Origin of the sequence: Allobosea sp. OK403, assembly GCF_900113835.1 — a bacterium.
Lineage (GTDB): Bacteria > Pseudomonadota > Alphaproteobacteria > Rhizobiales > Beijerinckiaceae > Allobosea.
The window spans coordinates 265,297-290,781 of record NZ_FOQV01000006.1 but is presented as its reverse complement, the minus strand read 5'-3'; the positions used below and the strand labels follow the sequence as shown (position 1 = coordinate 290,781).

Annotated in this window: 22 protein-coding genes and 3 tRNA genes; 12 read left to right on the top strand and 13 right to left on the bottom strand. The window is 65.8% G+C overall.

Annotated elements, in window-relative coordinates; translation table 11 throughout:
• The 3 genes from BMZ97_RS20885 to pncB all read right to left on the bottom strand — a co-directional run.
• Positions 1-569: GTP-binding protein (locus tag BMZ97_RS20885; RefSeq protein WP_139221280.1), on the bottom strand; the 569-nt coding region annotated here is incomplete at its 3' end.
• Positions 570-807: 238 nt separating this feature from the next.
• On the bottom strand, positions 808-999 hold the full coding sequence (locus BMZ97_RS20880) for a hypothetical protein (protein WP_139221279.1): 192 nt from the start codon (positions 997-999) through the stop codon (positions 808-810).
• A gap of 51 nt (positions 1,000-1,050) precedes the next feature.
• Positions 1,051-2,325 (bottom strand): nicotinate phosphoribosyltransferase, encoded by a 1,275-nt coding sequence (gene pncB, locus BMZ97_RS20875; protein ID WP_092174058.1) that lies wholly within the window; start codon positions 2,323-2,325, stop codon positions 1,051-1,053.
• A 228-nt stretch (positions 2,326-2,553) separates the two neighbouring features.
• On the opposite strand from pncB, the gene BMZ97_RS20870 reads away from it, so the two are divergent.
• From BMZ97_RS20870 to glpD, 4 genes are all read left to right on the top strand, one after another.
• Entirely contained in the window at positions 2,554-3,435 is an 882-nt protein-coding gene (locus BMZ97_RS20870; protein ID WP_092174056.1) for a transketolase, read from the top strand.
• A complete protein-coding gene (locus BMZ97_RS20865) occupies positions 3,432-4,466 on the top strand; it encodes a transketolase family protein (RefSeq protein WP_092174053.1) in 1,035 nt (344 codons plus the stop codon). Before BMZ97_RS20870 ends, BMZ97_RS20865 begins: the two co-directional genes overlap by 4 nt.
• A gap of 159 nt (positions 4,467-4,625) precedes the next feature.
• Complete coding sequence (locus BMZ97_RS20860) at positions 4,626-5,939, top strand: nucleotide sugar dehydrogenase (RefSeq protein ID WP_348272122.1); 1,314 nt, start codon at positions 4,626-4,628, stop codon at positions 5,937-5,939.
• Positions 5,940-5,946: 7 nt separating this feature from the next.
• Entirely contained in the window at positions 5,947-7,470 is a 1,524-nt protein-coding gene (gene glpD / locus BMZ97_RS20855; RefSeq protein ID WP_092174048.1) for a glycerol-3-phosphate dehydrogenase, read from the top strand.
• Positions 7,471-7,493: 23 nt separating this feature from the next.
• Here glpD and BMZ97_RS20850 read toward each other — a convergent pair whose 3' ends face one another.
• The 4 genes from BMZ97_RS20850 to BMZ97_RS20835 all read right to left on the bottom strand — a co-directional run bounded on the left by BMZ97_RS20850 (position 7,494) and on the right by BMZ97_RS20835 (position 11,943).
• Positions 7,494-8,717: an MFS transporter gene (locus BMZ97_RS20850; protein ID WP_092174045.1), complete on the bottom strand. Its 1,224-nt coding sequence runs from the start codon at positions 8,715-8,717 to the stop codon at positions 7,494-7,496.
• Positions 8,717-10,228 carry an NAD(P)-binding domain-containing protein gene (locus tag BMZ97_RS20845; RefSeq protein ID WP_092174043.1) on the bottom strand — a complete coding sequence of 504 codons (1,512 nt, stop codon included), beginning with the start codon at positions 10,226-10,228 and terminating at the stop codon, positions 8,717-8,719. The genes BMZ97_RS20850 and BMZ97_RS20845 overlap by 1 nt, the downstream gene beginning before the upstream one ends.
• A 47-nt stretch (positions 10,229-10,275) precedes the next feature.
• Positions 10,276-10,593 (bottom strand): ArsR/SmtB family transcription factor, encoded by a 318-nt coding sequence (locus BMZ97_RS20840; RefSeq protein ID WP_092174040.1) that lies wholly within the window; start codon positions 10,591-10,593, stop codon positions 10,276-10,278.
• Between the two features lie 105 nt (positions 10,594-10,698).
• Positions 10,699-11,943, bottom strand: a complete 1,245-nt coding sequence (locus BMZ97_RS20835) for an alpha-D-ribose 1-methylphosphonate 5-triphosphate diphosphatase (RefSeq protein ID WP_280141767.1) — start codon at positions 11,941-11,943, stop codon at positions 10,699-10,701.
• A 136-nt stretch (positions 11,944-12,079) separates the two neighbouring features.
• Between BMZ97_RS20835 and BMZ97_RS20830 the strand changes: the two genes are divergently transcribed.
• Positions 12,080-12,373, top strand: a complete 294-nt coding sequence (locus BMZ97_RS20830; protein WP_092174037.1) for an Rdx family protein — start codon at positions 12,080-12,082, stop codon at positions 12,371-12,373.
• A gap of 135 nt (positions 12,374-12,508) precedes the next feature.
• Here the strand turns inward: BMZ97_RS20830 and BMZ97_RS20825 are convergent, their stop codons facing one another.
• The 5 genes from BMZ97_RS20825 to BMZ97_RS20805 form a co-directional block, all read right to left on the bottom strand.
• A complete protein-coding gene (locus tag BMZ97_RS20825) occupies positions 12,509-13,495 on the bottom strand; it encodes a TRAP transporter substrate-binding protein (RefSeq protein WP_092174033.1) in 987 nt (328 codons plus the stop codon).
• Positions 13,495-15,339, bottom strand: coding sequence for a TRAP transporter large permease (locus BMZ97_RS20820; RefSeq protein ID WP_244546521.1), 1,845 nt, complete (start codon positions 15,337-15,339; stop codon positions 13,495-13,497). The genes BMZ97_RS20825 and BMZ97_RS20820 overlap by 1 nt, the downstream gene beginning before the upstream one ends.
• Positions 15,340-15,777: 438 nt before the next feature.
• Positions 15,778-15,851: transfer RNA gene (locus BMZ97_RS20815), tRNA-Gly, on the bottom strand.
• A gap of 133 nt (positions 15,852-15,984) precedes the next feature.
• Positions 15,985-16,069: transfer RNA gene (locus tag BMZ97_RS20810), tRNA-Tyr, on the bottom strand.
• Between the two features lie 91 nt (positions 16,070-16,160).
• Complete coding sequence (locus BMZ97_RS20805) at positions 16,161-16,745, bottom strand: AAA family ATPase (RefSeq protein ID WP_092174028.1); 585 nt, start codon at positions 16,743-16,745, stop codon at positions 16,161-16,163.
• A gap of 117 nt (positions 16,746-16,862) precedes the next feature.
• Here BMZ97_RS20805 and rlmB point away from each other — a divergent pair, with 117 nt between their 5' ends.
• From rlmB to BMZ97_RS20775, 6 genes are all read left to right on the top strand, one after another.
• Positions 16,863-17,672, top strand: coding sequence for a 23S rRNA (guanosine(2251)-2'-O)-methyltransferase RlmB (gene rlmB / locus BMZ97_RS20800; RefSeq protein WP_092174131.1), 810 nt, complete (start codon positions 16,863-16,865; stop codon positions 17,670-17,672).
• 312 nt (positions 17,673-17,984) lie between these two features.
• Complete coding sequence (locus BMZ97_RS20795) at positions 17,985-19,643, top strand: MFS transporter (protein ID WP_175525651.1); 1,659 nt, start codon at positions 17,985-17,987, stop codon at positions 19,641-19,643.
• Positions 19,644-19,765: 122 nt separating this feature from the next.
• Positions 19,766-19,840, top strand: a tRNA-Thr gene (locus BMZ97_RS20790).
• Between the two features lie 141 nt (positions 19,841-19,981).
• A complete protein-coding gene (locus BMZ97_RS20785) occupies positions 19,982-20,410 on the top strand; it encodes a hypothetical protein (RefSeq protein ID WP_092174025.1) in 429 nt (142 codons plus the stop codon).
• A gap of 225 nt (positions 20,411-20,635) precedes the next feature.
• Entirely contained in the window at positions 20,636-21,619 is a 984-nt protein-coding gene (locus BMZ97_RS20780; protein WP_348272121.1) for an MBL fold metallo-hydrolase, read from the top strand.
• 237 nt (positions 21,620-21,856) lie between these two features.
• Positions 21,857-22,630, top strand: coding sequence for an NAD kinase (locus tag BMZ97_RS20775; RefSeq protein WP_092174020.1), 774 nt, complete (start codon positions 21,857-21,859; stop codon positions 22,628-22,630).
• 9 nt (positions 22,631-22,639) lie between these two features.
• On the opposite strand, the gene BMZ97_RS20770 is transcribed toward BMZ97_RS20775, so the two are convergent.
• The gene (locus BMZ97_RS20770) at positions 22,640-24,190 is read right to left on the bottom strand and encodes an MFS transporter (RefSeq protein ID WP_092174017.1); all 1,551 of its coding nucleotides are present in this window, start codon (positions 24,188-24,190) and stop codon (positions 22,640-22,642) included.
• Between the two features lie 171 nt (positions 24,191-24,361).
• On the opposite strand from BMZ97_RS20770, the gene BMZ97_RS20765 reads away from it, so the two are divergent.
• Positions 24,362-25,288 carry a LysR family transcriptional regulator gene (locus BMZ97_RS20765; RefSeq protein ID WP_092174014.1) on the top strand — a complete coding sequence of 309 codons (927 nt, stop codon included), beginning with the start codon at positions 24,362-24,364 and terminating at the stop codon, positions 25,286-25,288.
• Positions 25,289-25,485 lie beyond the last annotated feature (197 nt).

The following is a 25,485-nucleotide window of genomic DNA, read 5'->3' as shown; positions in this document are numbered from 1 at the left end:
GCGTCATGGCCGATGGTCTTGTCGCCATTGTCCAGCGCAACCTTCGCCGAACCCTTGGTGATCGGGATGTCGTCGCCCGGGAAATCGTACTTCGACAGAAGCTCGCGGATCTCCATCTCGACCAGCTCGAGCAGCTCGGCGTCGTCGACCAGGTCGACCTTGTTCATGAACACCACCAGCGCGGGAACGCCGACCTGGCGCGCCAGCAGGATGTGCTCGCGGGTCTGCGGCATCGGGCCATCAGCAGCCGACACGACCAGGATCGCGCCGTCCATCTGCGCGGCACCCGTGATCATGTTCTTCACATAGTCGGCGTGGCCGGGGCAGTCGACGTGCGCATAGTGACGCGCAGCCGTCTCGTACTCGACGTGAGCCGTCGAGATCGTGATGCCGCGGGCCTTCTCTTCCGGCGCCTTGTCGATCTGGTCATATGCCGTGAACGTGGCACCGCCCGACTCGGCCAGAATCTTCGTGATCGCTGCCGTCAAAGACGTCTTGCCATGGTCGACGTGACCAATCGTTCCAATGTTGCAATGCGGCTTCGTGCGCGCGAATTTCTCTTTGGCCATGACACCTGTTTCCTGACAACGGCCCTACGAGGCCTGAAAAGCGCGGTCGCATTAGGGGTTTTTGGTGGAGGATGCAAGTTGCGGCTTCGCCACCGGCAAGCCTTCCGGGGCCGTATCACGAGGGCGATAGCCGCAGAGCTAGCCCAGCACGCCGCAGCGACCGCCGATACGCTTCAGCAAATGCGCCGTCACGGGGAAGCCATTGGATGGCGTGCTCACAATATCGCGGGCATCTGGATCATCGCGCCGCGAGAACGGCCAGGACGACAGCGATTAGGAAATAGCTGGCAAAGCCCAGATGCTGCGCCACCCAGCCGGCGCCGAGACCACCGGCCATGCTGACGACGGCGTCCACGCCTTGCAGCAGCGTGAAATCGATCCCGGCCTGGCGCGGATCGGTGCTAAGGCATAGGTCCGCTCTCGGCGGCATCCTCAGCGCCCAATTCGCCGCGGCCAAGAGTCCGCCTTCGCGCGATAGCGCTCAGCCGCCGAACACCCGCCGATACCGCGTCACCACATCCGCCGCGCCCGAGACCTTCTCGGGATTGTCCGAGAGCTTCACCGCCGGGCGGCCATTGGCCTTGCTCACCTTGCAGACCAGCGACATCGGGTCGAGGTCGCGCGAACCGTCCGGCGAGCAGCCGACGAGGTCGTTGGTAAGGTCGGTGCCCCAACCGAAGGCCATGCGGACCTTGCCGTCGAAATGGTGGTAGACGCGCTCGATCGCGGAAACGTCGAGCCCGTCGGAGAAGACCAGCAGCTTCTCCCTGGGATCGCGGCCCTTGCTGCGCCACCACGCCATGATCTCCTCGCCGGCCGGGATCGGCGGGGCGGAATCGGGCCGGAAGCCGGTCCAGTCGGCGACCCAGTCGGGCGCGTGCCGCAGGAAGCTCGTGGTGCCGAAGGCATCGGGCAAGGCGATCAGGAGATTGCCGCCATAGACCTGGCGCCATTCATCGAGCACGCGATAGGGCGCGCGCAGCAACTCATCATCGCTTTCGGCCAGCGCAGCCAGCACCATCGGCAGTTCATGCGCGTTGGTGCCGATCGCCTCCAGGTCGTTGTCCATCGCCAGCAGCACGTTGGAGGTGCCGCTGAAGGCCGGCCCCAGGCCCTCCTTCAATGCCTCGACGCACCAGCGCTGCCAGAGATGGCCGTGGCGCCGGCGCGTGCCGAAATCGGAGAGGCGCAGATTCGGCAGCTTCTGCAGCCGGTCGACCTTGTCCCACATCTTCGCCTTGGCGCGGGCATAGAGCACATCCAGCGAGAAACGCTTCTGGCCGACCATGACACGACGGGCGCGCAATTCGTTGATGATCGCGAGCGCCGGAACCTCCCACATCGTCGTATGCGTCCAGGGTCCCTCGAAATGCAGTTCGAACTGCCCGTCGACGCGGCGCAGATCGTATTCGGGCAGGCGGAAGTCCGCGAGCCAGGTGATGAAATCCGGCGAGAACATTTGCGTCTTGCCGTAGAAGCTGTTGCCCGCCAGCCAGATCAATTCCTTCTTCGAGAAGCGGACCTCGCGCGCATGGTCGAGCTGGGCGCGCAACTCGGCCTCGTCGACGATATCGGCGAGCCGGATGTGCTTCGAGCGGTTGATCAGCGAGAACGTGACCTGCACCTCCGGATGGAAGGCCCGGATCATCTGCAGCATCAGGAGCTTGTAGAAATCGGTGTCGAGCAGGCTGCGGATGATCGGATCAAGCCGCCAGCCATGATTATAGGTACGCGACGCGATATCGGTGACGGTCATGGCGGGGCCGCGGGGTCCGTGATGCTCAAAGGGCAGCACATGACTAGGCGAGGTCGCGCCTTTTTGACAATCGTCTTGCGTCGGGACGCGCCGACGGGCGCGCATGCCCCGTCGGCAGATGAGGCGCTTGTCTCGACCCCGCGAAGCGGAAACAGTCGCGGCAAATCAAAAGACGGCCTCAGGGAGAGACGATGACATCGAACGGCAGCATCGCCGGCAGGCGCGCCTATGGCTGAGAGCGCCAGCCACGGCATCCCCCAAGCCAACTTGCCCCACGTCAACTTGCCCAATGTCAGCCTCGCCGAACGGGCCTGGCGCATCCGCCGCAACGCCCTGCGCATGGGCGAGGTCCAGGGCCAAGGCTATATCGCCCAGGCGCTCGGTGTCGCCGATGTGCTCGCAGTCTCGTATTTCCACGCTCTGACCTATCGCCCGCATGAGCCGGAATGGGAGGGGCGCGACCGCTTCCTGCTCTCGATCGGGCACTATGCGATTGCGCTCTATGCCGCGCTGATCGAGGCCGGGATCATCCCTGAGGATGAGCTTGAAACCTATGGCGGCGACGACAGCCGGCTGCCGATGTCGGGCATGGCGGCCTATACGCCGGGCATGGAGATCACCGGCGGCTCGCTCGGCCATGGGCTCGGCATCGCTGTCGGCATGGCCCTGGGCCTGAAGCGCAAGGCGTCGAAGAGCTTCGTCTACAACCTGTTCTCCGATGGCGAACTCGATGAGGGCTCGACCTGGGAGGCCGCCATGGCGGCAGGTTCCCACAAGCTCGACAACGTGATCGGCATCGTCGACGTCAACAACATGCAGGCCGACGGCCCCTCGACGCAGGTGATGAATTTCGAGCCGCTGGCTCCGAAATTCGAGGCCTTCGGCTGGCAGGTCCAGCGCGTCGACGGCAACGACCTCGCGGCGCTGGTTGAGGCCTTTGACGCGGCGCGCCACAGCGAGGCGAAGAAGCCCCGCATCATCATCTGCGACACCAGGATGGCCAAGGGCGTGCCCTTCCTCGAGGAGCGCGAGCGCAATCATTTCCTGCGCGTCGAACCGGAGGAATGGGTCGAGGCTCTGGCCATTCTCGATGCAGGGAGGCCGGCATGAGGCCCTCGAAATACCAACGCCCCGCCCATCTCGACAATCCGGCGCTCGGCGGCACGCGGCTCACCACCTCGGCGATGATCGCCTCGATCGCAGGGCCGGACCAGCGCACCAAGGCAGCGCCGTTCGGCCACGCCTTGGTCGAACTCGCCAGGACACGGCCCGACATCGTCGGCGTCACCGCCGACCTGAGCAAATACACCGATCTGCATCTCTTCGCGAAGGCCTATCCCGACCGCTTCTACCAGATGGGCATGGCCGAGCAGGTAATGATCTCGACGGCGGCAGGGCTGGCGCGCGAGGGTTTCACGCCCTTTGCCACGACCTATGCGGTCTTCGCGGCGCGGCGCGCCTACGACTTCATCTTCATGGCGATCGCGGAGGAGAACCTCAACGTCAAGATCGTCTGCGCCTTGCCCGGCCTGACCACGGGCTACGGCCCGAGCCATCAGGCAACCGAAGACATAGCGATCTTTCGCGGCATGCCGAACCTGACCATCATCGACCCTTGCGACGCCCATGAGATCGAGCAGGCGGTCCCCGCGATCGCGGCGCATCGGGGGCCGGTCTATATGCGGCTCTTGCGCGGCAATGTCCCGCTCGTGCTCGACGAATACGGCTACCGTTTCGAACTCGGCAAGGCCAAGACGATCCGTGACGGCCGCGACGTGCTGATCATCTCGTCCGGCTTGATGACGATGCGGGCCCTGGAGGCCGCCAAGCGGCTCGAGGCCGACCGCATCGATGTCGCGGTGCTGCATGTGCCGACGATCAAGCCGCTCGATGTCGAGACGATCGAGCGCGAGGCTGCCCGCACCGGCCGTATGGTGATCGTGGCCGAGAACCATTCGGTCGTCGGCGGCCTTGGCGAGGCGGTGGCGGGCGTTCTGATGCGCGCCGGCATCCATCCCCCGTCCTTCCGCCAGATCGCCCTGCCCGACGCCTTCCTCGATGCAGGCGCACTGCCGACGCTGCACGACCGCTACGGCATCTCGACCGACGCGATGGTCGCGAGCATCAAGAGCTGGCTCTGACGAACCAAGCCGTGATGGCCTCGCTTCGCTCGCAATAACGGGAGCTGCGTTGACAGGCTCGGCCAACTCGGCAAGGAGCAAGCCTCGTCGGCGCGCTCGCATGCGCCGCGTTGTCGGGAGCCGGGATTGAGCGCGACATCACAAGCGGCGCAGAGTTTCATCGACCGCGTCCATAGCCGGGAGGTCGTGCTCGGCATCGTCGGCCTCGGCTATGTCGGCATCCCGCTGGCGCTGGCAGCGCTGCGCCGGGGCATCAAGGTCGTCGGTTTCGACATCGACCAGCCGCGCGTCGATCAGATCAATGCCGGCAAGGAGACGATCAAGCACATCCCGATGGAGCTGATCGTCGAGGGCCTGAAGACGCAGCGCTTCGCCGCCACGACGGATTTCGACCGGTTGGCCGAGCCCGATGCCCTGCTGATCTGCGTGCCGACGCCGCTCTCGCGCCATCGCGAGCCCGATCTCTCCTATGTCCGCCAGACCACGGAAGCGATCGCCCGGCGCCTGCGGCCGGGCCAGTTGATCGTGCTGGAATCGACTACCTATCCCGGCACCACCGATGAATTGATGCGCCCGATCCTGGAGACCGTTACCGGCGTCAAGAGCGGACGGGACTTCTTCCTCGCCTATTCGCCCGAGCGCGAGGACCCCGGCAATGGCGAGTTCGGCACCTCCGACATCCCCAAGGTCGTCGGCGGCGACGGCCCCGATGCACTCGCCATGGCCGATGCGCTCTACGCCGCGCTCGTGGTCAAGACCGTGCCAGTCTCCTCGACCGCGACCGCCGAGGCGGTGAAGCTGACCGAGAACATCTTCCGCGCCGTCAACATCGCGCTCGTCAACGAGCTGAAGCAGGTCTACGCCGCGATGGGCATCGACATCTGGGAGGTGATCGACGCCGCCAAGACGAAACCCTTCGGCTACATGCCGTTCTATCCGGGACCGGGCCTTGGGGGGCACTGCATCCCGATCGACCCGTTCTACCTGACCTGGAAGGCACGCGAATTCGACGTCACGACGCGCTTCATCGAGCTCGCCGGCCAGATCAACACCGATATGCCCTATCGCGTCGTCGACCGGCTGGCGGAGCTTGTGGACACGCAGCTCGGCCGCGGCTTCAGCGGTGCGCGCATCCTCGTCCTCGGCATCGCCTACAAGAAGAACATCGAGGACATGCGCGAGAGCCCTGCCCTCAAGCTGATCGAATTGATCGAGGCACGCGGCGCGAGCGCCGCCTATCACGATCCGCATATCGCCGAGATCCGGCCGACGCGGAAGCATGGCGGCCTGACCGCCCGCAAGAGCCAGGCTCTGAGCGCCGAGACGCTTGCCGCCTTCGACGCCGTGCTGATCGCGACGGACCATGACGATGTCGATTACGGCCTCGTCGTCCGCCATGCCAAACTCGTGGTGGATACCCGCAACGCCTGCGCCCGGCATGGGCTTGCGGCCAAGACCATCTTCAAGGCCTGATGCGACGATGAATAGCACTGAGCCAGCTTACGATCTCGCCGTCATCGGCGGTGGCATCAATGGTTGCGGCATCGCCCGCGACGCAGCCGGGCGCGGCGCCTCGGTCGTGCTGTTCGAGAAGGACGACCTTGCCAGCGCCACCTCCTCGGCCTCGACCAAGCTGATCCATGGCGGCCTGCGCTATCTCGAGCATTACGAGTTCCGGCTGGTGCGCGAAGCCCTGATGGAGCGCGAGCGGCTCTGGCGGCTCGCGCCGCATATCATCCGGCCGCTGCGCTTCGTGCTGCCGCATCATGCCGGCCTGCGCCCCGCCTGGCTGCTCCGGCTCGGGCTTTTCCTCTACGACCATATCGGCGGACGAAAGCTCCTGCCGGCGACGAAGACACTCGATCTTGCTCATGATCCTGCCGGCCGGCCGCTCAAGGACGACCATGCGCGGGCTTTCGAATATTCCGATTGCTGGGTCGAGGATTCCCGCCTCGTCGTGCTGAACGCGGCTGATGCAGCCACTAAGGGAGCGGCGATCCACACTCGGACAAAGGTCGTCTCTGCCGATCGCGACGGCGACCTCTGGCGGATCGTCAGCGAAAGCGAAGCCGGCCGCGTCACTGTGACCGCCAAGGCACTGGTCAACGCCGCCGGCCCCTGGGTCGGCGAGGTCCTGGGCGGCGTCGTGCGCTCGAACACCAAGGCCGCCGTCCGCATGGTCCAGGGCAGCCATATCGTCGTGCCCAAGCTCTACGAGCACGACCGCTGCTACATCTTCCAGAACGCCGATGGCCGTATCATCTTCGCCATCCCCTATGAGCGCGACTTCACCCTGATCGGCACCACGGACAGCGACTACAAGGGCGATCCTGCCCAGGCCAAGGCGACGCCCGAGGAGATCGATTATCTCTGCGCCGCCGCAAGCGAGTATTTTCGTGCGCCCGTCACGCCCGAGCAGGTGGTCTGGACCTATTCCGGCGTGCGCCCGCTCTATGACGACGGCGCTTCCAAGGCGCAGGAAGCGACGCGCGACTATGTTCTGACGCTCGACGCACCCGAGGGCGAAGCCCCGCTGCTCTCGGTCTTCGGCGGCAAGATCACGACCTATCGCCGCCTCGCCGAAGCGGCTCTGGACAAGCTCGCCCCGCATGCCGGCTGGGCCGGCCGGCCCGCCTGGACCGTCAACGGCACATTGCCCGGCGGCGATTTCCCGGTGACCGGCTTCGAGGCGCTGGTCAACGAGATCGCCGCCGCCTATCCCTGGCTGGTGCGATCGACCGTGACGCGGCTGGCGCGCGCCTATGGCACGAAGGCGCGCGAGATTCTCGCCGGCGCGCAAGGCATGAGCGATCTCGGCCGCCATTTCGGCGCCGATCTCTATGAGCGCGAGCTGCGCTATCTGATCCGCGCCGAATGGGCCAAGCGCGGCGCGGACGTGCTCTGGCGGCGCGGCAAGCTGGGCTTGCGCCTCTCGGAGGAGGAGCGCGCGGCGCTGGACGCCTTCATGCTGGCCGAGGCGACGATGACCGAGCCGGCAGCCTGAAGGCATCGAGGCTCGATGGCGGCTCAGCCTACCTTGCGCGCCAGCACGAAGAGCGCAGCGGCGGCAAGCGCCGACAGGGCGACGAGAAGCAAGGTGCTCGGCATCAACCCCGCCCGCTCGATCAGGATGGCAAAGGCCAGCGGAGCGGCGGCTTTCACCGCAAGCCCCGGCGCCGAAAGCTTACCCAGCATCGCGCCATATCCGGCTGGGCCGAAGAGCTGCAGCGGCACGGTTCCACGTACGATCGAGCTCAGGCCCAGGCTGACGCCATAGGCGATGGCGAAGAGCCCGGAAAGCGTCGCAGTCGTATTGCCGCTCATGAGCATGAGGAGGCCGAACGGCATCAGCGCAGCTGAAGCCCAGGCCGTGGTGACAGGGTCGAGCGCGGTGCCGAAGAGCATCTCGGCCAGACGGCCGGCAACCTGCGAAGGGCCGACCATCGCGCCGATGCCGACAGCGAGCCCGGCGCTCAGGCCCAGCCCCTGCAGCATCGTCAGCATATGCACCGACATGGCCGAGACGACGAAGCCCTGCAGCGAAAAGGCCAGCGCAAGCAGCATGAAGGCACGTCGTCGCGCCTCGCCTTCGAGATAACCATCCTGCGGTGCAGTCACCGCAGCGGTTACGGGCGTCATAACCGGCGGGCGATGCGGGCGCCCGGGCAGCAGGAACAGATGCAGTGGCACGCAGAGCACGAACTGCAGCACGGCATAAACCCGGTAGATCTCGCGCCAGTCGAACCCGTTCAGCAGGGCTGTCGTCAGCGGCCAGAACAGCGTCGAGGCGAAGCCGCCGATCAAGGTAAGCTGGCTGATGGCGCGCCGCGCCCCACCGCCCTTCGCCTGCGTCAGGGCGGTGAAGGCGGCGTCGTACAGCACCATGGTCGAGACGAGCTCGAGCGCGATCATGGCGGCGAAATAGCCGATCGGCCCGCGTGCTTCCGCCAGCGCCAGCAGCGAAAGACCAGCCAGGCCCGAACCCAGGCTCATGATCATGCGGGTGCCATGCTGGTCGATCAGACGGCCCACGAGCGGTGCGATCAGCCCGCCGGCCAGCAAGCCGGCAGCAAAGCCGCCATAGGTCCATTCCGGAGCCCAGCCGAAGCTTGCCGTCATGCCCGGCGCGAGCACGGCGAAGGCATAGTACAGGCAGCCATAGCCGACGACCTGGGTAACGCCGAGGGCGATGATAAGAGACAGCTCTCTTCCCCCGGACGGAGCGGGCGACGGCAGCAAGGAGCGCGACATCAGGCTTCGGCCACCTCATGAGTGGCATTGCGAACCGGCGCGCCTCCACAGCCACAACCAGCTTCGCCCGAGGCTTTCGCCCGGGCATCATCCGCGCAGCAGGCATCGACTGCCGCGGGAGCTGGGCCGCCGCAACATCCGGAGTCGGCCACGATCGGGCCGCCCGGCCTCGTGCTGCAAACGCCGGTCTCAGGCAGCACGAGCTCGACGCGCCGCGCCGCCGCGTGATCGCCCGCAATCTCGGCTACGATCGAGCGGACCTGCTCATGGCCGGTGGCCAGCAGGAAAGTCGGCGCCCGCCCATAAACCTTCATGCCGGCAATGTAGAAGCCGGGCTCGGGATGGGCGAGTTCAACCGCGCCATGCGGACGCACCGTGCCGCAGGAATGCGCGTTGGGATCGATCAGAGGCGCAAGGGCCGGTGGACATTCCAGGGCCGGATCGAGTTGGACCCTGAGTTCACGCAGCAAAGCGAGATCGGGCCGGAACCCGGTCGCGACGATCAACTCGTCGACCGTCACATGGCGTCCGCCGCCATTGGCCGCCGCTAGAGCGTTTTCGAGCGAAGTGGATACCGGTTCGCGTGAAGAAAACGCGTTAAAACAATGATCTAGAGTAATTGAACGATCCAACCGGATCGGAAATTGCTCTAGATGCAGACCCGCCTCCATCCGTTCGATCCGATCGAGCTGAAAGCCAGTCTCGACGCCGATCAAGCCTCGCTCGACGAGCTTTGCGATGCGCGTGCCCAGTTCGCCCCGCGCGGTCAATTGATCGGCCGCCCCACCGCCAAAGGCCTTGGACAGCAGGGCGCCGCGATAAAGCCAGACGATCCGGGTTTCAGGCACGCGCTCCTGCAGATCGGCGAGCGCGATCAGCGTCCCGATGGCGGAATGTCCTCCGCCCAGAACCGCAACCCGCTTACCGGCATGGCGCGTCCGTGCATCGCCCAGCACATCGGGCATGCCGTAGCTGATCGCGGCAGCGGCCTCGCGCTCACCCAGCGCCGTTAGCCCACCCGGGCCGGCCGGATTGGGCGAGAACCATGTGCCGGAGGCGTCGATCACGGCGTCCGCCAGCAGGGTCTGCTCGCCGGCTCCACTGCCATAGCGCAGAGCAAAAGGCGCGGATTCGCGCCCAGCTGTCCTGACCTTGTCGAAGCCGGAGCGGGTCACGGAGAGCACGCGCGCATTGAAATGGATCGCATCGCGCAGCGCCGTGCGTTGCGCCAAGGGCGCAAGATAACGATCGATCAGCTCGCCGCCGGTCGGGTATCCGCCGGGACCTGGATGGCTCCAGCCGGATGCGATGAGCAGCCGTTCCGCCGCGCCATCGATGTTGAAAGCCCAGGGCGAGAACATCGGCACATGCGCCCAGTGCCGCATGGCATGCCCGACCGCACTGCCCTGCTCCAGCACGACCGGCTTCAGGCCGCGTTCAGTGGCATGGGCCGCAGCCGCCAGGCCAACCGGACCTGCCCCGATGATCGCAATGGTCTTGATCGCCACCATCTCATGATCCTCAAATTCTGGAATAACCGAAATATCGGGCAGAGAAATCAGGCCGCATCCTGCTCGTTTGGTCGGCACCGGCTCTCAACGCAGCATTCGGCCACAAGGAACTGCAGCAACGCATTCATCAGGTCGAAATTGGCCCGGCAGATCAGCGTGGTGCCGTCGCGCTCCTGGCTGACGAGTCCCACGATGATCAGCGTCTTGAGGTGATGCGACAGGGTCGAGGCTGCGATCTCGAGCCGCTGCTGGCACTGGCCGACCGAGAGCCCGTCATGGCCAGCGCGGACCAGCAGGCGGAAGAGCGACAGCCGGGTCGGATTGCCCAAGGCTTCGAGTCTGGCGGCAGCGTCTTGCGTGTTCATGCAAGCACGATGCTTCAGGCTCGGCGGTCGGTCAATCTGTATTTCCGGAATTATAGAATAATAAGGTTTCCCTGCAGGCGGCCCCAGGCTGCGCTATCGGCAGCGCTATGCCAGCACGCTCTGATCCGCGAGATGGACGAGCCTGCCGCCGGCGATCGTCGCGACGACGCGCGGCTGAGGCCCCTCGGCGACCAGGATGAGATCGGCGCGCTTGCCGGGCGCGATCACACCGCGATCATGCAGTCCCAGCGCCTGCGCCGGCGCTTGCGAGACCAGCTTCCAGGCTTCCGCAAACACCGCCGCCCCCTTGCGCGCCAGGACGAACGGGGCCAGCGCCAGCGCCGGGTAATAATAGTCCGAGGCCAGGATCGTGCAGAGCCCCTGGCGCACCATGTCCTCGGCCCCGGGACAGCCAAGATGCGAGCCGCCGCGCACGACATTGGGCGCGCCGAACACGATCGCCTCGCCATGGGCGGCAGCTTCCCGCGCCGTCGCGACATCGATCGGGAATTCGGCGACGCGCACGCCGAGCGAGCGATACCAGGCCCGCATCTGCGGCGTCATGTCGTCATGCGACAAGGTCGGCACGCCAGCCTCCAGCGCCGCCTGCGCCAGCCGCGAAACCGAGCCCGCAACCTCGTCGCGGCGGGAATAGACCGCCTCGGCCAGCATCATGAAATCGGCAGAAGACAGCCCGGTGCGTTCGACCATCTTGGCGACCTTGCCCGGACGGACGCCCTCCTTCAGCAGGCCCTCGGTATGGTCGTTGAAGGCGAGCACGCCGACCTTGCCGGTCGCGAGCCAGTCGAGGATCTCGGCCTCGGCATCGAGATTGAAGGTCTCATGGCGCAGATGGAAGCGGGTGTCTGCGCCGAGCTCGGGGGCGAGGCGCGCCATCGCCTCGATCAGCGAGCGCGCATTGTCGGCGCCGCGCAGGCCCGGCTCCCAGGACCAGGTCACGCCATGGAAGGCGGTCGTGATACCGCTCGCCAGCATGGCGCGATCGGTGTCGCGCAAGGCGAGATCGATATCGAAGGAGACGCCGGGACGCGGCATGATGTGGCGCTCGAAAGCGTCGCCATGGCAATCGACGATGCCCGGCAGCACGAGCAGGCCGGACGCGTCGAGCCGCAAGGCACCGGCAGGAGCAGGTGCGCCCGCCTCCGCGATCCGACCGCCCTCTACGACGATGTCGGCTTGGACCAGGTCCTCAAGCAGCGCCCTGCCACCCGCGATCACGATCGACATTTCATTCCTCTCGGCCAGCGCGACGAATCGGCGCGAACGCCCCGCGATGAAAGTGATGCATGACGATGCGATGACAGCGAGCCCCGCTTGGCAATGCCGCATCGGGGCCGCGCCATCTCGGCTTGCCCTGTGCCTCATATGCCGGCGAGAGGCTTGTGTCGGCGAGAGGCTTGGGCAAGAACCGCGCGCCACGGTCGGCGAAACGGTTCACCGCCAGACCGCTACGGAGCGAAAACCAATGAGTGACGTGAAACCGCCGCGCATCGCCATCACCTACTGCACCCAGTGCAACTGGCTGCTGCGTTCGGCCTGGATGGCGCAGGAGCTGCTTCATACCTTCGGTCCTGATCTCGGCGAAGTCGCCTTGCGGCCGGGCTCAGGCGGCAGCTTCCAGATCCATTATGACGACGTGCTGATCTGGGACCGCGTCGCCGATGACGGCTTTCCCGACGTCAAGACGCTGAAGCAGCGCGTCCGCGACCGGCTCGACCCCAGCCGCGACCTCGGCCATCTCGACCGGGCCGCGCAGTAGAGCGTTTTCGAGCGAAGTGGATACCGGTTCGCGTGAAGAAAACGCGTTAAAACAAAGAGCTAGAGCGTTGCGCGAAAAACTGGGTACCAGTTTTTCGCAAGAGTAATGCTCTCAGCTTTTAGAATCGCTCGCGCCTCACGCGCTCTTCGCCACCGCCTCGATCTTATCGATGCCGCCGAGCTTGGGCGCGAATGAGGTCCAGACCTTGCGCGCGCCTTCCTCCCAGGCCGGCAGGTCCTGCGGCTGCACGACCTTGCCGCCTTCCGCTGCCGCTTTCGCCATCGAGGCGTCTTCATCGGCAACGATCAGATCGTCGAAATAGCCGACGCCCTCCGCGGCGGCAGCCGCCAGCGCCGCCTTGTCATCGGCTGAAAGTCCCTTCCAGAACGCGGCCGAGACATAGATCACGCCCGAGGCCCAGATATGCCCGGTCTCGATCAGATACGGCACGACCTCGTACAGCTTGAAGCCGACATAGGCCGATTTGGTCAGGTCCATGCAATCGACCACACCGGTCTTCAGCGCGTTATAGGTCTCAGGGATCGGGATCGGCGTCGGATAAGCGCCGAGCCCCGACCAGAGTTCCGTGTGCAGCGGGCTCTGGATCACGCGGATGCGCTTGCCCTTGATGCCCGCGGGCGTGGTGATCGGCTCCTTGGCAAGGAGATGACGCGCGCCGTAATTGATGAAGCCGAGCACGACAAAGCCCTGCCCCTCGAACTTACCCTTGAGCTCGTCGCCGAGCGGCCCTGCCAGCACACGCTTGAGATGGCCCCGATCGCGGAACAGGAAAGGCAGATCGAGGATCTGGCTGTCGGGAACCCAGCCCGACAAGGCCGAGATCGTCGAGAGCGAAGCCTGGACCGAACCCAGCCGGACACCCTCGGCGACCTCCTTCTCGCCGCCCAGCGCCGCATTGCCGACGATGCGCAGGTCGAAGCGGCCGGGCGCAGTCCGGTTCAGAATCTCGGCGATCTTCCGCCAGACCCTGGTCTCGGGCTTGTCCTCGCCGAAGAGCGAGGCGACCGTCACGGGCCGGCCGGCGGCATGGGCCGTATGGGTGGACAGCAGCGCGGGTGCGGCCAACAGGCCAGCCGTGATCTCGCGGCGGGTCGGCGACATCAGAACAACTCCTTGAAGGATGGTGGAAGCGAGGGCCAGGCGGCCGCCCCCAGGCACAGCACAGCAAGCGCGATCAGAAGCGTCGCCAGCAGCGGCAGGACGGCCCGAAAGACGGCCCCTGCCGGAACGCGAGTGATGCCGCTGACGACATAGACCAGAATGCCCAGCGGCGGGGTCAGACCATGGATCATCAGGTTGACCACGAGGATGACGCCGAACTGGATCGGATCGAGCCCGGCTGAGATCGCAACGGGCAGGAGCAGCGGGGCCAGCAGCAGGATCGCCGCGCCGATATCGAGGAAAAGCCCGGCCACCAGCAGGACGAGATTGGCGAGCAGCATCACCGCATAGGGGCCACCGCCAAGCGCCGTCACCAGCCCCGCCATCTGGTCGGAAACCCGATCGACCGCGAGCAGGAAGGCGAAGGGCGCCGATGCCCCGATCAGCATGCCCACGGCCGCCGCTTCCGTCGCCGATTTGCGCAAGGCGCCGAAGACCGTGCCGATATTGAGACTGCGCAGCGCCAGGCAGGCGATAAGCGCATAAGCCACCGCTAGCGCCGAAGCCTCGGTAACGGTGACGACACCGAAGCGGATGCCGACCACGACGACGACGCCAAGCCCGATCGCCGGCAGCGCACCGATGAAGCTCTTCGCCCTCTCCTGCCCGCTGGCCTTGGGCGCAGCATCGACCACTTCGCGCACGCTGAGATGGATACCGATCGCCAGCGCCAGCGCCAGGACCCCGCCGGCAACGAAGCCGCCGACCAGAAGCGAGCCGACCGACAGATTGGTCGCCGTCGCCAGGATCAGGAAGGCGATCGAAGGCGGGATGATGTTGTCGAGCATCGAGACGCCGGCCACGATCGCCGCCGCATGGGCCGGCGGGTAACCGCGCGCGATCAGGGCCGGTGCCATCACCTTGGCGCCGAAGGCGGCGTTGGCCACAGAGGAGCCCGACGCGCCCGAAAACAGCACGCTCGACATCAGTGTCGTCTGCGCCAGCCCCACCCGCCAATGCCCGACCAGCGAGGCGGCAAAGCGCACCAGCCGCTCGGCCAATCCTCCCGCCGTCAGCAACTCGCCGGCGAGCAGGAAGAACGGGATCGCCAGCAGCAGGAATTTCGAGACGCCCGACACTGTGTTCTGGACGATGGCCGGCTCGGGCAAGAGCCCGCCAAAGGCGCCGCTGAGCGAAACGCCGGCTAGCAGCGCATAGGGCAGCGGCGCGCCCAGGATCAAGCCGAGCCCGGCGAGCGAGGCCGCGACCAGGCTCGGCGTTTCCACGAAGAATCCCGTGACGCTCTGCGCCGCCAGATAAAAACCGATGCCGAGAACCAGCGAAGCCAGGGCCGCCGGCCAGGAATGATCCAGTGCGGCCCGCCACAGCACGACGACAACGGTCAGCCCGCCGCCCAGCGCGAAGGCGGCGAATCGCAAGCTTTCCGGCAGGCCGAGAACAGTCGAGCTGCCGCCGACGAGCGCCACGACACTGGCGCCGCCGAGGGCGAGCACGAGCGAGCCATGGACCGCGACCGCATCGGCGAAGACCGAAGCCAGGCGCTGCGCCCCAGCGGGCAACAGGCGCACGATCACGTCGAGCCGCATCGCCAGCGCGCTGGTCGCGGCCAAGGGCGCACCAACGGCGACCAGGGCCACGTTCAGCCAGATCGCCAATTCGTCGGACCAGACGAATCCACCGCCAAACACATAGCGGCGCAGCACCGCGGCCATCACCACGGCGAAGAGTACCGCGAGGATGATGGCTCCCAGCCATTCCAGCCCCGTGACGAGGCAAGACAGCCCGCGCTCGGCCTGACGGCGCAGCGGAGGCTTCGGAACCAACGATGATGTCGCAAGGCTCGTCATGGCGCTAACGCAGTGGCGAGAATGCGCGCGGACGCAAGAGGCGGCTGCACATTCCTAGAAAACCAAGCGGGGCTGCGGCGCGAAACCCTGGCCCGCGCAGCTCCGCATCGATCGTGCGGCAGAGATGTTCACCAGCATTGCCGCACCGCGCGCCCTCGAGATCTTGGGAAGGCCGCCCCATGTCAAAACTGCAGGCACATTAGGGAGAAAGCCGGGCGGGTCCAGAGGCGCGGCTCAAAAACGATAAATCTCTGGAGAACCGACTGCTTCGAGAAAATGCGCCCGAAAGCGGAGCGGAAACGACAGTCAATCTTCTCGCCGCCTTGCCGCGGCTCGGGCATGCGGGGAATTCTCGCGCGAGCGAATTCCGGGGTGGCCCAATCCAGGCTCAAGCGGATGATGCTTTGGGAAGGCTGGAGCGGGTGGAGGGAATCGAACCCTCGTATTCAGCTTGGAAGGCTGCTGCTCTACCATTGAGCTACACCCGCATCGCCGGACCGGAATCGACGATGAATGAAGCGATGTCAAGATGCCGGGGCGCAGTGTCGGAAACCGACCGGCTCCCGACGGCCCAAAGCGCGCCGTAACCGCTTCGTCTTGCCGTTGTCGGGCAGGAAAGGATGGTGGGGGAAGCAGGACTCGAACCTGCGAAGGCATAGCCAGCGGATTTACAGTCCGCCCCCTTTGCCGCTCGGGACATTCCCCCGCCCGCGCCTGTTGCGGTTGAACCGCAGGCGACCGCCTGTGTCACTTGCGTGACGGGCGACAGGCGCGGCCGGACTTATGGTGACCGGGCCTCAGTGTGTCAACCCTCCGTCTCCAACCGAATGTCGCATTGCACCGATCCGTGCGGCGACCATGTCCGCGCGCGCCTCGACGGTCCCGAAGGGAAGTCTCGTCAGCGCATAGCCATGCTCGCGATAAACCGCGAGCATGGCGTCATGGGTGCGCCGCGCCTCGTCAAAATCCTGCCGGCGCTCGGCGTCATTCTCGAAGATGTCGCGCCAGGGCGGCGCGATGAAGACCTCGGTGGCATAGCGGAACCGCTCGATCGCCCGGATAAAATGCGCCGGCACCGGCACGCCGCATAGCCGCAGATAACCGGCGATGTCAGGGATTCCACGATCAAACACGACGTTGGCACCGCGATCCACTGCCGCCTGATAAGCCTGCATGTCGAAGCCGAGCATCAATTCGGCGAAGAGCTCACGATTCGCCCAGGGCAGGCCGGCGCCATCGATTGCGACCTGGTCGCGGATGATCGCGCGCCCGGCCTCGGGCGAGATCGCGATGCCGCGTGCCGCCAACGCCGCAAGCAGCGTCGTCTTGCCAGAACCCGGGCCGCCGGTGACGATGATCAGGCGCTCGCTTGCATCCGTCATCGATAATGTCTCCTTCTTGCATTGAGTTTCGTCTGGATCGTGCCGCCGTGGCTCCTCGGCACTGGTCAAGCGGCGCGTGTCATGGCACGGCACAGATCCGCCCCCTGGAGACCGATGATGCCTGCGCCGTTCCGCCCCAAGCCGGGAAGACCCGCTGGCCACCATGCCGGCGGCCGCCGGCCGCACCACTCCGACGGGCCGCCGCCGCATCGCCCCGGCGATATCGACGAGGCCGTGCTCTATGGTGTCCATCCCGTCATCGAGGCTTTGCGCAATCCCAAGCGCCGCCATCGCCGCCTGCTCGCCACCGAGAACGCGCTGAAGCGGTTGACCGAGGAGATCGGCGAACTGCCGCTGCAGGCCGAGCTCGTTCGCCCATCCGAGATCGACCGGCTGCTGACGCCCGATTCGGTGCATCAGGGACTTTATCTCGTCTGCGATCCCCTGCCCTCGCCCGATCTCGACAGCCTGCCCGACGATGCGGTCGTCCTGGCGCTCGACCAGATCACCGACCCGCACAATGTCGGTGCGATCCTGCGCTCGGCTGCCGCCTTCGCGGCGGCGGCGGTGATCGTCACCATCCGCCATTCCCCGGCCGCGACCGGTGTGCTGGCGAAATCGGCCTCGGGCGCGCTCGAGCATGTGCCGCTGATCGCCGTGCGCAATCTCGGCGATGCGCTCGACGAACTCGGCAAGCGCGGCTTCCTGCGCATCGGTTTTGATTCAGACGGCGAGATCGCCTTCGACGATGTCGAACTCCGTCGCCCGCTCGTCATGGTGATGGGCGCAGAGGGCAAGGGCCTGCGCCAGCGCAGCCGCGATCTCTGCGATCATGTGGCGCGGCTCGAGGTGCCGGGCACGATCACCAGCCTCAACGTCTCGAACGCGACCGCGATTGCGCTCTACGCCGCCAGCCGGCGGCGCTGAGGCGGTCCCAGCTCGACCGGCGCACGACCGGCGAGGAACCCTCGGCCTCAGTGCGCTCGTTCCGGCGGGAGCATGATCGTGCCGACGGCCGACCGGGGCCCCTCCCGCCAAAGGTCGTAAGCCTAAAGATGCAAGACCATCTGCCTGATTGCACTGCGTAATTCGTGCGCGCATTGCTTCGGTCAGTCCGGAAATGGGGGGCCTTTGGCCTCAGTCCGGCGACATGGGGCTACGCTTCGCAAGAAAACGAGCCGCGTGCAATCGCGCAGTCCGGATTTTCCGACTGTCGGGCAACGAGCAGGGGAGAACGCCATGAGCATGGCAGCACAGACATCGGGGGCCGCGACGCCGCGCCCGATGACCAAGGAAGAACGCAAGGTCATCATCGCCTCATCGGCCGGCACAGTCTTCGAATGGTATGATTTCTATCTGGCCGGCTCGCTCGCCGCCAACATCGCGCAGACCTTCGTTCCGGGTACCAACGACACGGCGAAGTTCATCTTCGTCCTCTTCGGTTTCGCCGCCGGTTTCGCGGTGCGCCCCTTCGGTGCGCTGTTCTTCGGCCGCCTCGGCGACCTGATCGGCCGCAAATACACCTTCCTCGTCACCATGACCGTCATGGGCCTGGCGACCTTCGTCGTCGGCTTGCTGCCGAGCTTCGAATCGATCGGCTATCTCGCGCCAACCGCCTTCATCATCTGCCGCCTGCTCCAGGGCCTGGCGCTCGGCGGCGAATATGGTGGCGCCGCGACCTATGTCGCCGAGCACGCCCCGCAAAGCCGGCGCGGCTTCTACACCTCTTGGATCCAGACAACAGCGACCGTCGGCCTGATGCTGTCGCTGATCGTCATCCTGGTCCTGCGGCTCAGCATGTCGCCTGAGGCCTTCGCGGCCTGGGGTTGGCGCGTTCCGTTCCTGGTTTCGATCCTGCTGCTGGGCGTCTCGATCTGGATCCGCCTCCAGCTCGCCGAATCGCCGGCCTTCGTGAAGATGAAGGAAGAGGGCACCGGCTCGAAGGCCCCGCTCAGCGAGGCTTTCGGCACCTGGTCCAACGCCAAGATCGGCCTGATCGCGCTCTTTGGTGGCACCGCCGGCCAGGCCGTCGTCTGGTACACAGGACAGTTCTACGCCCTGTTCTTCATGACCCAGACGCTGAAGATCGACGGCACCACCGCCAACCTCCTGATCGCACTCTCGCTGCTGGCAGGCACGCCGTTCTTCATCTTCTTCGGCTGGCTTTCCGATAAGATCGGCCGCAAGCCGATTCTGCTCGCCGGCTGCCTGATCGCCGCGATCAGCTATTTCCCGCTGTTCACGATGCTGGCCAAGACCGCCAATCCAAAGCTGATCAGCGCGACCGAGACGGTGAAGCTCGTGCTCACCGCCGATCCCGCCAAGTGCGGCTCGCTGTTCGACCCGGTCGGCGTGCGCAACTTCACCGAGCCCTGCGACACTCTGCGCCGGACGCTCGCGACCAACTCGATCCACTACGACCTCGTCAACGGTCCCGCCGGCTCGGCTTTGGCGGCGACGATCAACGGCACGGCGGCGCCGTCGGCAGCCGCTGATCTGGTCACGGCGGCACAGGCTGCGGGTTATCCCAAGGCCGGCGATCCGACCATCCTGAAGACGCCGTCGTTCGGCGAGATGTTCAGCAGCGCCCGCGCATTGCAGGCCGCCGGTATCCTGTTCATCCTCGTTATCTTCGTGACGATGGTCTACGGGCCGATCGCAGCCCTGCTGGTCGAACTCTTCCCGACCCGCATCCGCTACACCGGCATGTCGCTGCCCTATCATATCGGCAATGGCTGGTTCGGCGGCTTCCTGCCTCCGACGGCCTTCGCCATCGTGGCGGCCAGCGGCAACATCTTCTCGGGCCTGTGGTATCCGATCATTGTCGCGATGATGACCTTCGTCATCGGCCTCCTGCTGCTGCCGGAGACCAAGGATCGCGACATCTACAAGTCGTAAACCCGCCAGCAACGGCCCTGATGCGAAGCCCCGCCCTCGTGGCGGGGCTTTTCTTTTGGCATGGACCGCCCGATCTTGCTCTCGGCGCGATCGACTGGTAACCGCATGCCCTGTGATCGGACGCCGGTTTAGCTCAGCGGTAGAGCAGCGGTTTTGTAAACCGAAGGTCGGGGGTTCAATCCCCTCAACCGGCACCAGTCACGATCGGGGCCTCGATGCAGGCGGCCTGCATTTTGCTGGCGATGACACGGGAAGACGACGCAGGAAGCCGACACCGGGAGCCGAAGCGAGGCTGCTCCCGGCGGCACGCATCGTAGGGAACCGCCTGGACGAGGATGATGGACACTCGACCGGAACATCTACTGGCGCTGGCCGAACGCTGCGAGGAGGCGAGCAAGCCCGACCGTATGCTCGACGCCGAGATCTACGAAGCGCTGGGCTACACCGTCCGGCGCAAGCCCACCAATCTGGTCAGCCGACGCGCGCCTGCGGGCGGCATTTACCAACAGGGATCGCTGTGGAAGACGCTGGGCACCGTCTCCGGCGACATCGAGGTCGCCGTCGGGCTGTTGCGCCAGAAGGCCCCGGAATGGGGCTGGAGCCTGCAATGCATGACCGGCGAGAACACCGCAGCCTTCCAGGCTCTGGTCGCCGAATGCACCGGCAACGGCGTGATGGGGTCGCTCGCGCTGTGCGCGGCGATGCTGCGGGCCTTCGCGCGGCAGGACGATTACACGCCCCGGCAACGCCCCTCCTCGAAGCCTTGAGCACTCAATCTGAATCCGTCTCTCATCTAAGAGCTGGAGCAGGATCGATTGCGAAAAACCGGGTGCCACTTTTTCGCATCCCGCTCTAGCCGCGCCTCTGGGCAGGGCGCCGCCGTTCACGGAAACTTGACCCCACGCAGCCAAGGCGCTGTTGAACCTGCCACATCGGTCTTTAGGGTCCAACGAGGCTGAACCGAGCCGAGCCAAGGGGGAGAAATGTCCATGATGAAATTCGAGCCATCGCGCCGCGCCGTTCTCGCCGGCGCAGGCGCGCTCGCCGCAGCCACGACTTTCGACCTGCCCGCCGGCCCCCGTCCGGCCCAAGCGCAAGGAGCCCCAGTGAACCAGGCCCCCGGATTCTATCGTTACAAGATCGGCGACGTCACGCTGACCGCCATCAATGACGGCTTCGGCAAGCGGCCGCTCGAAGGCTTCGTCAGGAACGCCGAGCTCGCCGACGTCAAGAAGGCGATGGAGCAGGCATTCCTGCCCGCAGACGCGCTGAACATCACCTTCACCACGCTCGCCATCGAGAGCGCCGGCAAGCTGACCTTGATCGACACCGGCAACGGTGATTCCGGCGCGCCGACATCGGGCACCTGGATGGCCAACTTCAAGGCTGCCGGCTTCGATCCCAAGAACGTCTCGACCGTGGTCTTCAGCCATTTCCATGGCGACCACATCAACGGCTTCCGCCTGAAGGACGGCAGCACCGTCTTCCCGAATGCCGAGGTGATGGTGCCGGCAGCCGAGTGGGCCTTCTGGATGGATGACGCCAAGATGAGCGCAGCGCCCGAAGGCCTGAAGGGCGCGTTCGCCGGCGTCCGCCGCGTCTTTTCGCCCATCGCCAAGGATGTGAAGCAGTTCGAGAGCGGCAAGGAGATCCTGCCGGGCCTGACCGCGATCGCCGCGCCCGGCCATACGCCGGGGCACACCACCTTCGCGCTGAGCTCCGGCTCGGGCAAGCTGATGATCATGTCCGACACCACCAACCACCCGGCGCTGTTCGTGCGCAACCCGGATTGGTCGGCCGTCTTCGACATGGACGGGCCGCAAGCGGCGGCGACGCGCCGCAAACTGCTCGACATGGTCTCGGCCGACAAGATGCAGGTCGCGTTCTACCACGCCCCCTTCCCCGCTACGGGCTACATCGCCAAGGCCGGCAATGGCTTCGAGATGGTGCCGGTGCAGTGGAGCGCTGCGATCTGACAAGCGCTTTCCGCGCCGATCATCCGAAAGGCCGGGGCCAAGAGCGTTTTCGAGCGAAGTGGCACCGGTTCGCGTGAAGAAAACGCGTCAAAACAAGGAGCTAGAGCTGTTGAACGATCCAACCGGATCGGAAACTGCTCTAGCCCCGGCCTTTTTTGTTGGCGCGCTCTCGCAGGCCTCACTCCGGCCATGCTAAGCACGGCTCGGCTCCCATGCGGAGCGCCGTCAGGACATGCGATGACCGCGCGTTTCACCGCCATCTCCTTCATCGCCAGCGAGACGCCGGAGGCGCAGGCCGCGCTCGCCAAGCTGGTCGACCGCTATGGCAACGCCGATCCAGCGACGGCCGATGTCGTCGTCGCGCTCGGCGGCGACGGGCTGATGCTGCAGGTGCTGCACCGCTTTCTCGGCACCGGCAAGCCGATCTACGGCATGAACCGCGGCTCCGTCGGCTTCCTGATGAACGAGTTTCGCGAGCGCGGCCTGACGAAGAAGCTAGAAGCAGCGCGCCGCAGCGTGGTGCATCCGCTCGCCATGCATGCCCTCGACCAGGACGGCACAGAAGTCGAAGCCAAGGCGATCAACGAGGTCTCGCTGCTGCGCCGCTCCTATCAGGCCGCCAAATTACGTATCTCCGTCGACGGACAGGTCCGCCTCGACGAGCTCGTTGCCGACGGCGTGCTGCTGGCGACGCCGGCGGGCTCGACCGCCTACAATCTCTCGGCCAACGGCCCGATCCTGCCGCTCGACGCGCCGCTGCTCGCCTTGACCCCGATCTCTGCATTCCGGCCCAGGCGCTGGCGCGGCGCGCTCCTGCCCGAGCACGCCAAGGTCATGATCGAGGTGCTGGAGGCGGGCAAGCGGCCTGTCAGCGCCGTCGCCGACCATACCCAGATCGAGAACGTCGTCTCGGTCTCGATAGCGATCGACCGCAGCATCGATCTCGTCATGCTGCACGATCCCGGCCACAGCCTGGACGAGCGGATCCTGCGCGAGCAGTTCGGATATTGAGGAGCGAGCTCAAGCTTGCGAGGTGCAGAGGCGCTCTTCGGTCTCTTCCGCCAGCTCGGTAACCTGCTCTGTCCCACGCCCGAGAAAGACGAAGACGACGATCGCGGTGACGACAGTGATGGCGCAGAGCACCAGGAGGAGCGTGGTGAAGGCGGCGCCATAGCCCTGAAGCAACATCACATGACCAATCTGCGGCAACGCAGCCGTTGCGCCCGCCAGATCGCCGGTGACGAGACGTTGCGCGGCCGGGCCCGCGTTCGCCACGGCGCCACCCGCCGTCAGATGCCCCGCTGTCAGGGCCGAGAGCACGGCGCTGACCACAGCCAGCGCCACGCCCTCGCCAGCGACGCGGGTAGTGCTGAAGATGCCGGTCGCCATGCCCGCGCGCTCCTTGGGCACGACGCTGACGGCAAGCCCGTCCATCAGCCCCCAGGGCAGGCTGATGCCGATACCGATCAGTGCCATCGGCAGGACGACGCCCAGGATCTCGCCACCGACCGACATCCGGCTCAGCCAGAACAGGCCGAGAGCGGCGATCAGAAGCCCAACGCCGCAGATCGTTGCCGGTGAGAACCAGCGCGTCAGCAGGCCAGCTGCGATCGGCAGCACAAGCAGCGGCGCCGACAAGGCGATCATCAGACGGCCGGCCGCGATCTCGCTCAGGCCCTCGATGCCGATGAAGCGCACCGGCAGCAGGATCAGCAACACCACGAAGGCATAGGCTGGTGCTGCCGCCAGCAATTGCACGCCGACGAAGCGTGGATAGCGGAACAGGGTCAGGTCCAGCATCGGCCGGGCGACGCGCCGCTCGATCACGCCGAAGGCAACGAACAGCGCAACGGCACCGGCCAGCAGGCCCATCACGGTCGGCTCAGCCCAGCCGCGCTCGGGCGCCAGCAGCACGCCATAGGTGAAGAGCGCAAGCGCCAGGGTGAAGCTGATTGCGCCCCGCCAATCGAGTCCGCCCGCCTCCGGATCACGCGATTCCCGGAGAGCGCGCATGCCGAGTACGAAGGCCAGCACCGCCAGCACAACCACGAGCCCAAAAATGCTGCGCCAGCCGAAGGCATCGATCATCAGGCCCGACGCAATCGGCCCGAAGGCAAGGCCGACGCCAAAACTGGTGCCGACGATGCTGAAGGCACGGATGCGTGCCGGCCCGTCGAACTCCTGGGCAAGAGCCGCCATGCCGCTCGAAAAGGCGGCTGCCGCCGCCACACCCTGAGCTGCGCGCCCCAGATCGAACCAGAGGATATCGGGCGCAACGGCGAGCGCCATCGAGAGCACGGCGAATGCGCCGACGCCGACGAGGAAGATGCGCTTGCGGCCATAGGCATCGGCGAGCGCGCCTGCCACCATCAGGCTCGATCCGAAGGTCAACATGAAGGCATTGGTGACCCAGTTGAGCGCGATCGGACTGCCCCCGAGCGCCCGACCGATGGCGGGGAGCGCCACGGCCGGCCCGGTGAAGGTCAGCGGCATCGCCGCGGCGGCAAGGCAGACGGAGAAAAGCACGCGCGCTTGTTGGGCCATGTTCGGCCGCGGGGTGGTTTGCGTCATGGCTATGATTGCCCTGTTCGGTATCCGGCGGGATGGCCGGCTTGCAGCGGCCGAGGCTCGCTTTCCGTTCGAAACAGGATAATCGTGAGGTAATGGCAGCCAATGGGCCATCTGATCCGATATAAGCGGAACAGAACGCTCGAATGACCGTACGCTCCGAAAGGGCCGAGCATGGATTCGCTGACGGGTCTGATGGCCTTCGTGCGCACCGCCGATCTTGGCAGCTTCGTCGCGGCGGGCCGCGTGCTCGGGCTGTCGGCCTCGGCGGTCGGCAAGGCCGTGACCAAGCTTGAGCAGCAACTCGCAATCCGGCTGTTCCAGCGCTCGACGCGCAGCCTGCGGCTGACCGAGGAGGGGCGCGCCTTCCACGAGCGCTGCCGGCGCATTCTCGACGATCTCGACGACGCCCGCGCGATGCTCGCCCGCACAATCGAGGTGCCGCGCGGTCGGCTGCGCGTCAGCACGCCGATCGTCAGCTATCATCTGCTGCTGCCGGTGCTGCCTGAGTTCATAATGCGCTATCCCGAGATCGAGATCGATCTCGATTTCAACGACCGCATCGTCGACCTGATCGATGAGGGCGTCGATGTTGCGATCCGCAGCGGCGTCCTGCCGGATTCGCGCCTGATGGCGCGCAGCTTACGCCCCTTCCAGATGCTGCTCTGCGCCGCGCCGGCCTATCTGGAACGCCACGGCATACCGGAATGCCCGCGCGATCTCGACCGGCATCTCGGCATCCGCTTCCGCTATCCCAATAGCGGCAAGGTCCAGCCCTGGCCGCTGACCCTGCCTGCCGGAGAGCCGGAACTGCGCGCGCGCACGGTCATGACCTGCAACAATATGGAGGCCCTGCGCGGCGCCACCATCGCCGGCCTCGGCATCGGCTGCATGCCGGATTTTCTGGCACGCGAGCCGCTGGCGAACGGCAGGTTGCGGACCCTGCTCAACGACCGGATCGACGGTCCCGGCCAGTTCAGCCTGATCTGGCCCTCGAACCGCAACCTTTCGCCAAAGGTCCGGGTCTTCGTCGATTTCGTCGGCGACAGGCTGTTCGCGGCGCGGTGCGAGAACCCGGCAGAGGCCTATCGCGCTTTCTAAGCAGATTCCGGAAAAGTGTCCCACGGTTTTCCGAAAAGAATCTGCGACAAATCAAAGACCTAAGCAGAACATTCGTTGGCGTGCCAAGGAATGTTCTGCTTAGAGCGTTCTCGAGCGAAGTGGACACCGGTTCGCGTGGAGAAAGCGCGCTAAAGCGAGAGCTGGATATCTCCGGCTGGTGCAGGGTCGCAGCACGC

Excerpts from the sequence above, each read along its gene's own strand:
- BMZ97_RS20775 (WP_092174020.1), top strand. The coding sequence starts at position 21,857 with ATGACCGCGCGTTTCACCGCCATCTCCTTCATCGCCAGCGAGACGCCG.
- BMZ97_RS20785 (WP_092174025.1), top strand. The coding sequence starts at position 19,982 with ATGGACACTCGACCGGAACATCTACTGGCGCTGGCCGAACGCTGCGAG.
- BMZ97_RS20840 (WP_092174040.1), bottom strand. The coding sequence starts at position 10,593 with ATGAACACGCAAGACGCTGCCGCCAGACTCGAAGCCTTGGGCAATCCG.
- BMZ97_RS20880 (WP_139221279.1), bottom strand. The coding sequence starts at position 999 with ATGCCGCCGAGAGCGGACCTATGCCTTAGCACCGATCCGCGCCAGGCC.
- rlmB (WP_092174131.1), top strand. The coding sequence starts at position 16,863 with ATGCCTGCGCCGTTCCGCCCCAAGCCGGGAAGACCCGCTGGCCACCAT.
- BMZ97_RS20765 (WP_092174014.1), top strand. The coding sequence starts at position 24,362 with ATGGATTCGCTGACGGGTCTGATGGCCTTCGTGCGCACCGCCGATCTT.
- pncB (WP_092174058.1), bottom strand. The coding sequence starts at position 2,325 with ATGACCGTCACCGATATCGCGTCGCGTACCTATAATCATGGCTGGCGG.
- BMZ97_RS20795 (WP_175525651.1), top strand. The coding sequence starts at position 17,985 with ATGAGCATGGCAGCACAGACATCGGGGGCCGCGACGCCGCGCCCGATG.
- BMZ97_RS20865 (WP_092174053.1), top strand. The coding sequence starts at position 3,432 with ATGAGGCCCTCGAAATACCAACGCCCCGCCCATCTCGACAATCCGGCG.
- BMZ97_RS20780 (WP_348272121.1), top strand. The coding sequence starts at position 20,636 with ATGAAATTCGAGCCATCGCGCCGCGCCGTTCTCGCCGGCGCAGGCGCG.
- glpD (WP_092174048.1), top strand. The coding sequence starts at position 5,947 with ATGAATAGCACTGAGCCAGCTTACGATCTCGCCGTCATCGGCGGTGGC.
- BMZ97_RS20805 (WP_092174028.1), bottom strand. The coding sequence starts at position 16,745 with ATGACGGATGCAAGCGAGCGCCTGATCATCGTCACCGGCGGCCCGGGT.
- BMZ97_RS20870 (WP_092174056.1), top strand. The coding sequence starts at position 2,554 with ATGGCTGAGAGCGCCAGCCACGGCATCCCCCAAGCCAACTTGCCCCAC.
- BMZ97_RS20835 (WP_280141767.1), bottom strand. The coding sequence starts at position 11,943 with ATGCGGCATTGCCAAGCGGGGCTCGCTGTCATCGCATCGTCATGCATC.
- BMZ97_RS20850 (WP_092174045.1), bottom strand. The coding sequence starts at position 8,717 with ATGTCGCGCTCCTTGCTGCCGTCGCCCGCTCCGTCCGGGGGAAGAGAG.
- BMZ97_RS20830 (WP_092174037.1), top strand. The coding sequence starts at position 12,080 with ATGAGTGACGTGAAACCGCCGCGCATCGCCATCACCTACTGCACCCAG.
- BMZ97_RS20845 (WP_092174043.1), bottom strand. The coding sequence starts at position 10,228 with ATGGTGGCGATCAAGACCATTGCGATCATCGGGGCAGGTCCGGTTGGC.
- BMZ97_RS20825 (WP_092174033.1), bottom strand. The coding sequence starts at position 13,495 with ATGTCGCCGACCCGCCGCGAGATCACGGCTGGCCTGTTGGCCGCACCC.
- BMZ97_RS20770 (WP_092174017.1), bottom strand. The coding sequence starts at position 24,190 with ATGACGCAAACCACCCCGCGGCCGAACATGGCCCAACAAGCGCGCGTG.